The following is a 5,582-nucleotide window of genomic DNA, read 5'->3' on the forward strand; positions in this document are numbered from 1 at the left end:
CCACTTTTTTGGTGACTAACCGGGCAGCTACCGTGACCGGCCGGGCAGCTACCGTGACCGACCGGGCAGCTACCGTGACCGACCGGGCAAAGACCCCTGCTACTGGGCGGTCTTCGTCCAGCCGTTGGCGTCCGGACCGTCTTCGAGGCCTTTCGCACGGACCTGCATGACGACGTCGGCCGCTGACTGCACGGCGTCGTCGGCACCTTTACGGCCGCTGGTGTCAGCCGTGCCCGCCGCATAGCCGATCAGGAACGCGCTGATTGCCCCGGCGTTGGGGGACACCGTCTCGGACGTCTGGGCGGCGACCTCCACGATCCGCTCGTGGTCCACCTCCAGGTCGAGGATCTGCAGTGCCTGGGTGAGCTGGCGGCTCCATTCGCTGAGAGTGCGCAGTTCGTCGTCGATGCCTGTCATATGGGACTCCGTAAATTGTGGGAAGTTTGGTGCCCTCAAGAATTAGCACCTGCGGGCACTTTCCACAACGTTGGCCAGTCGAGCGGACGGTACCCAATAATGGACTCATGGCCTCCCCCATAGAGCACCTCGACGTCGCGATCATCGGGGCGGGGCTCTCGGGCATCGGCGCCGCCCACCGGCTGCGCACCGAATGTCCCGGCAAGTCGTTCGCCATCTTTGAGGCGCGCGACGCGGTCGGCGGCACCTGGGACCTCTTCCGCTACCCGGGCGCCAGGTCCGATTCCGACATGTTCACCCTCTCCTACCCCTGGCGGCCCTGGACCGTACCGGAATCCATCGGCGACCAGCCAGCCATCCTGAACTACCTGCAGGACGCAGCCGAGGAATCGGGCGTGACGCCACACATCCGCTTCGCCACCCGCATGGTGAGTGCAGACTTTTCCTCGGAAACCTCCCGCTGGACGCTGCACCTGGACACCGACGACGACGGCGCCACCCACCGCCGCACCGTCACCTGCTCGTTCCTGTACGCCTGCACCGGGTACTACAACTACACCCAGCCGTACCAGCCTGACCTCCCGGGCCTTGAGGACTTCACCGGCGATGTGATCCACCCCCAGTTCTGGCCGGCTGGCTTCGATTACACGGGCAAGCGGGTGGTCGTGGTTGGGAGCGGCGCCACCACTATCACGCTGGTCCCGGCAATGACCGACGACGCCGCCCACGTCACCATGCTGCAGCGATCGCCGTCCTACGTGGTGACGGTGCCGCGCCGGGACCGGTTCTCCGACGCCGCACGGAAGATCCTGCCGGCGGGTCCGGCCCACCGGGTGGCCCGGGCCCGCAATGTTCTCTACCCGCTGGGGTTCTACCAGCTGTGCATGAGGCTGCCCCGGGTGGCGAAGGCGTACCTGAGGTACAAGGCGCGCGGCATCCTCAAGGACGAACAGCAGATCCGTGACCATTTCACCCCTGCCTACAACCCGTGGGAGCAACGGGTGTGTGCTGCGCCGGACGGTGACTTCTATCGGTCGCTGGCGTCGGGGAAGGCGTCGGTGGTGACGGATCGGATCGACCGGTTCACTGCCGGCGGGGTCCGGCTTGCGTCGGGGCGGGAGCTGGCGGCCGACGTCGTCGTCACCGCTACCGGGCTGGCCCTGCAATCCCTCGGCGGCTCGAACCTGAGTGTTGACGGCGTCTCCGTGGAACTCGGTGAGTCGTTGATCTACCGTGGCGTCCTGGTCAGCGGGGTACCGAACTTTGGCTACTCCCTGGGGTACACGAATGCGTCCTGGACATTACGCTCGGACCTCAGCGCCCGGTACGTGTGCCGGCTGCTCAAGCACATGGACCGCAACGGGCACACGGCGGCAGTCCCGGTGCCGGCCTCAGGTATGGCGCGGCGGCCACTGCTGGCCCTGTCGTCGAACTTCATGCTGCGGGCCGTGAAGGTGTTTCCGCGTCAGGGTTCGGGCACCCCCTGGACGCTGGGCGCCAACTATCTCCTGGATCTGCCGCTGGTGCTGCTGGGCAAAGTCAGCAAGCAGATGGCGTTCGACGCGGTTCCCGGTCGAGGCTCCACCCGGCAGCGCAAAAAAGTGGCGTAACTGCACGTCTGGCCGCAGAAAAGTGGCCTGGCCGCACGCAAGTGGTTGCCCCACCACTGCTCTGGGGCTGGACCACTTTTCTGCCGGGAGGGGCCGCCCCGCAGGCTCCGAAACCGGCATCGACGGCGAGGTGGGGAGCCGCTATTCGGTCTTCGCGGCCGACTTCAACAAATCCAGCCGCAGTGCGCGGGCGGTTTCCATGTGCTGCCGGGCGATCTGCCGGGCGTCGTCGGCGCGCTGATCGATGATGGCCCGCACCAGCGCCTCATGCTCGTCCAGCGCATCTTCCCATCGGTTGCCAACGGACAGGGTCGACCGAGGCGTGTTGATGAGGTGGGTGGAGAGCCGCTCCAGCAGGTCCTGCAACACCCGGTTGTGCGCGGCCGTACTGACAGCCGCATGGAACTCGACGTTGCAGCGGATCCGGGTCTGGTCATCCGGGGAATCGAGTTCCCGGTCCCGCTCAACCAGTGCCTCAAGGCGCATGATGTCCGAGGCCGTCCTGCTGCTGGACGCCTGTCCGGCAGCTTCCTGTTCGAGCATCACCCGCAGGTCATAGATCTGGATGACTTCCTGGGGGTCAATCTGCGGCACCTGAAGGCCCCGCGCGGCCCGCTCCAGCAGACGCTCGTGCTGGAGCCGGCTGAGCGCCTCGCGGATGGGAGTCCGCGAGACGCCAAAGCGCTCCGAAAGGCCCACCTCGCGCAGCGGGGTCCCGGGAGGATGGACCCCTGCCAGAATCTCGCTGCGCAGCACGCGGAAGACCACTGAGCCGTCGACGCGTCCCGTCGAATCTGCCGGATCAGACACTTTCAACCGGTTCAGACACTTGGTGCTCCTCTAAGTAGGACCTGAATTTTAGGCACCCTATCCACGGGTGTGGGCTAGGACATTACTCATGGAACAGCCATTCGGACGCGTCGACGAGCGACTCGGGTGGAACTGCTAGACGGCGATCTGGCGCAGCACGTACTGCAGGATGCCACCGTTGCGGTAGTACTCGGCTTCACCCGGAGTGTCGATCCGCAGGACAGCCTCGAAGGTGATGGGCTCGCCGCCACCCTCGGGGGTCGCCGTGACGGTGACGGTCTTCGGGGTGGTGCCGTTGTTCAGCTCGGTCACGCCGGACACCGCGAAGGTCTCGGTGCCGGTGAGACCCAGCGTCTCGGCGTTCTGGCCCTGAGGGAACTGCAGGGGAAGCACACCCATGCCGATGAGGTTGGAGCGGTGGATCCGCTCGTAGCTCTCGGTGATGACCGCACGGACGCCCAGGAGTGCGGTGCCCTTGGCAGCCCAGTCACGGGATGAACCCGAACCATATTCCTTGCCGGCCAGGATCACTAGCGGCGTGCCAGCGGCCTGGTAGTTCATCGCCGCATCGTAGACGGCAGCCTGTGGCGCGTCGGCCTGGCTGAAGTCGCGGGTGAAGCCGCCCTCGACGTCCTCGAGGAGCTGGTTGCGGATCCGGATGTTCGCGAACGTGCCACGGATCATCACTTCGTGGTTGCCACGGCGTGAGCCGAAGGAGTTGAAGTCCTTGCGCTCCACACCGTGCTCGAGCAGGTAGCGACCCGCTGGAGTATCGGACTTGAAGGAGCCGGCCGGTGAGATGTGGTCGGTGGTGACCGAATCCCCCAGCTTCAGCAGAACGCGTGCACCCTCGATGTCGGTGACGGGTTCCGGTTCGGCCTTCATGCCCTCGAAGTATGGAGGCTTCCGGACGTAGGTGGATTCCGGATCCCACTCGAAGGTGTCGCCTGCCGGGGTGGGCAGGGACTGCCAGCGCTCGTCGCCATCGAAGATGGTCGAGTAGCTGGCCTTGAACATTTCCTTGTCGATCGACTCGTCGATGATCTGCTGCACCTCAACCGGGTTCGGCCAGATGTCCTTCAGGAAGACGTCGTTGCCGTCGTCGTCCTGGCCCAGTGGATCGGCAGCGAAATCGAAGTCCATGGTGCCGGCGAGGGCGTAAGCGACCACCAGCGGCGGGGAGGCCAGGTAGTTCATCTTCACGTCCGGGTTGATCCGGCCCTCGAAGTTGCGGTTACCGGAGAGGACCGCGGTGACCGCGAGATCGGCGTCGTGGATGGCCTGGGTGATCTCCTCATCGAGGGGACCCGAGTTGCCGATGCAGGTGGCGCAACCGTAGCCGACCACGTAGAAGCCGAGCTTCTCCAGGTACGGGATCAGTCCTGACTTCTCGTAGTAGTCGGTGACCACCTTCGAGCCGGGGGCGACCGAGGTCTTGACCCAGGCCTTGGAGGTCAGGCCCTTCTCGACGGCGTTGCGGGCCAGCACTGCTGCTGCCATCATCACTGACGGGTTGGACGTGTTGGTGCACGAGGTGATCGACGCGATGGTGACCGCCCCGTGGTCCAGGGTGAAGCTGCGGCCGTCGGCGGTAACGACGTCGATCGGGCTGGAGTCGCGGTCTGGTTCGGTCTTGGTGACCGTCTCGTGCGGGTGATCGTCGATCTTGGTGGCCGCACCGGTGGATGAGGGTGGGTCGGAGGCGGGGAAGGATTCCTCGAGTGCCTCGTCGACGGTCGCGCCCTCTTCCTCGACCGAGCGGTGCACGTAGTTTTCCAGGTCGCTGCGGAACTGCGGCTTGGCGTTGGTCAGCTCGACGCGGTCCTGGGGACGCTTCGGGCCGGCGATCGAGGAGACCACCGTCGAAAGGTCCAGTTCCAGGTACTCGGAGAAGGCGATCTCCTTGCTGGGGTCATGCCACATGCCCTGAGCCTTGGCGTAGGCCTCGACCAGTGCCAGGTTCTCCTCCGAGCGGCCGGTCAGCCGCAGGTAGTCCATGGTGACTTCGTCGATTGGGAACATGGCAGCGGTGGAGCCGAACTCCGGGCTCATGTTGCCGATGGTGGCGCGGTTGGCCAGGGGCACAGCGCTGACGCCTTCGCCGTAGAACTCGACGAACTTGCCGACGACGCCGTGCTTGCGCAGCTTCTCGGTGATGGTGAGCACGACGTCGGTCGCGGTGGCGCCGGCGGGGATCTCACCGGTGAGCTTGAAGCCCACCACCCGAGGGATCAGCATGGACACGGGTTGGCCCAGCATGGCAGCCTCGGCTTCGATGCCGCCGACCCCCCAGCCGAGGACGCCGAGCCCGTTGACCATGGTGGTGTGCGAGTCGGTGCCGACGCAGGTGTCGGGGTAGGCCTGCAGGGCGGTGGTGCCGTCGGTGGTGACCTCACGGGTCATCACCGTGCGGGCCAGGTACTCGAGGTTGACCTGGTGGACAATGCCCATGCCGGGCGGCACCACCAGGAAGTCATCGAACGCGGTCTGACCCCAGCGCAGGAACTGGTACCGCTCGCCATTGCGCTGGTACTCGATGTCCATGTTGCGCTCGAGTGCGTTGGCGTTCCCGAAAACGTCGATCTGCACCGAGTGGTCAATGACCAGTTCGGCCGGCGCCAGCGGGTTGACGCGCTTGGGGTCTCCACCGAGTTCGACAACTGCCTCGCGCATGGTGGCGAGGTCGACGACGCAGGGCACACCGGTGAAGTCCTGCATGATCACGCGGGCCGGGGTGAACTGGAT

Annotated in this window: 4 protein-coding genes; 1 reads left to right on the forward strand and 3 read right to left on the reverse strand. The window is 65.6% G+C overall.

Annotation, left to right across the window (positions count from 1 at the left end; genetic code table 11):
• Positions 1–99: 99 nt before the first annotated feature.
• On the reverse strand, positions 100–417 hold the full coding sequence (locus B384_RS0104825) for a DUF6457 domain-containing protein (protein WP_019482008.1): 318 nt from the start codon (positions 415–417) through the stop codon (positions 100–102).
• Positions 418–524: 107 nt separating this feature from the next.
• Between B384_RS0104825 and B384_RS0104830 the strand changes: the two genes are divergently transcribed.
• Complete coding sequence (locus tag B384_RS0104830; RefSeq protein ID WP_019482009.1) at positions 525–2,027, forward strand: flavin-containing monooxygenase; 1,503 nt, start codon at positions 525–527, stop codon at positions 2,025–2,027.
• Between the two features lie 141 nt (positions 2,028–2,168).
• Here B384_RS0104830 and B384_RS0104835 read toward each other — a convergent pair whose 3' ends face one another.
• Positions 2,169–2,837: a GntR family transcriptional regulator gene (locus B384_RS0104835; protein ID WP_019482010.1), complete on the reverse strand. Its 669-nt coding sequence runs from the start codon at positions 2,835–2,837 to the stop codon at positions 2,169–2,171.
• Between the two features lie 135 nt (positions 2,838–2,972).
• On the reverse strand, positions 2,973–5,582 hold a 2,610-nt coding region (locus B384_RS0104840), incomplete at its 5' end, for an aconitate hydratase (RefSeq protein WP_019482011.1).

The organism is Arthrobacter sp. TB 23, from assembly GCF_000294595.1.
Classification (GTDB): domain Bacteria; phylum Actinomycetota; class Actinomycetes; order Actinomycetales; family Micrococcaceae; genus Arthrobacter_D.

Coding starts and splice junctions, on each gene's coding strand:
- B384_RS0104830 (WP_019482009.1), top strand. CDS start 525: ATGGCCTCCCCCATAGAGCACCTCGACGTCGCGATCATCGGGGCGGGG.
- B384_RS0104825 (WP_019482008.1), bottom strand. CDS start 417: ATGACAGGCATCGACGACGAACTGCGCACTCTCAGCGAATGGAGCCGC.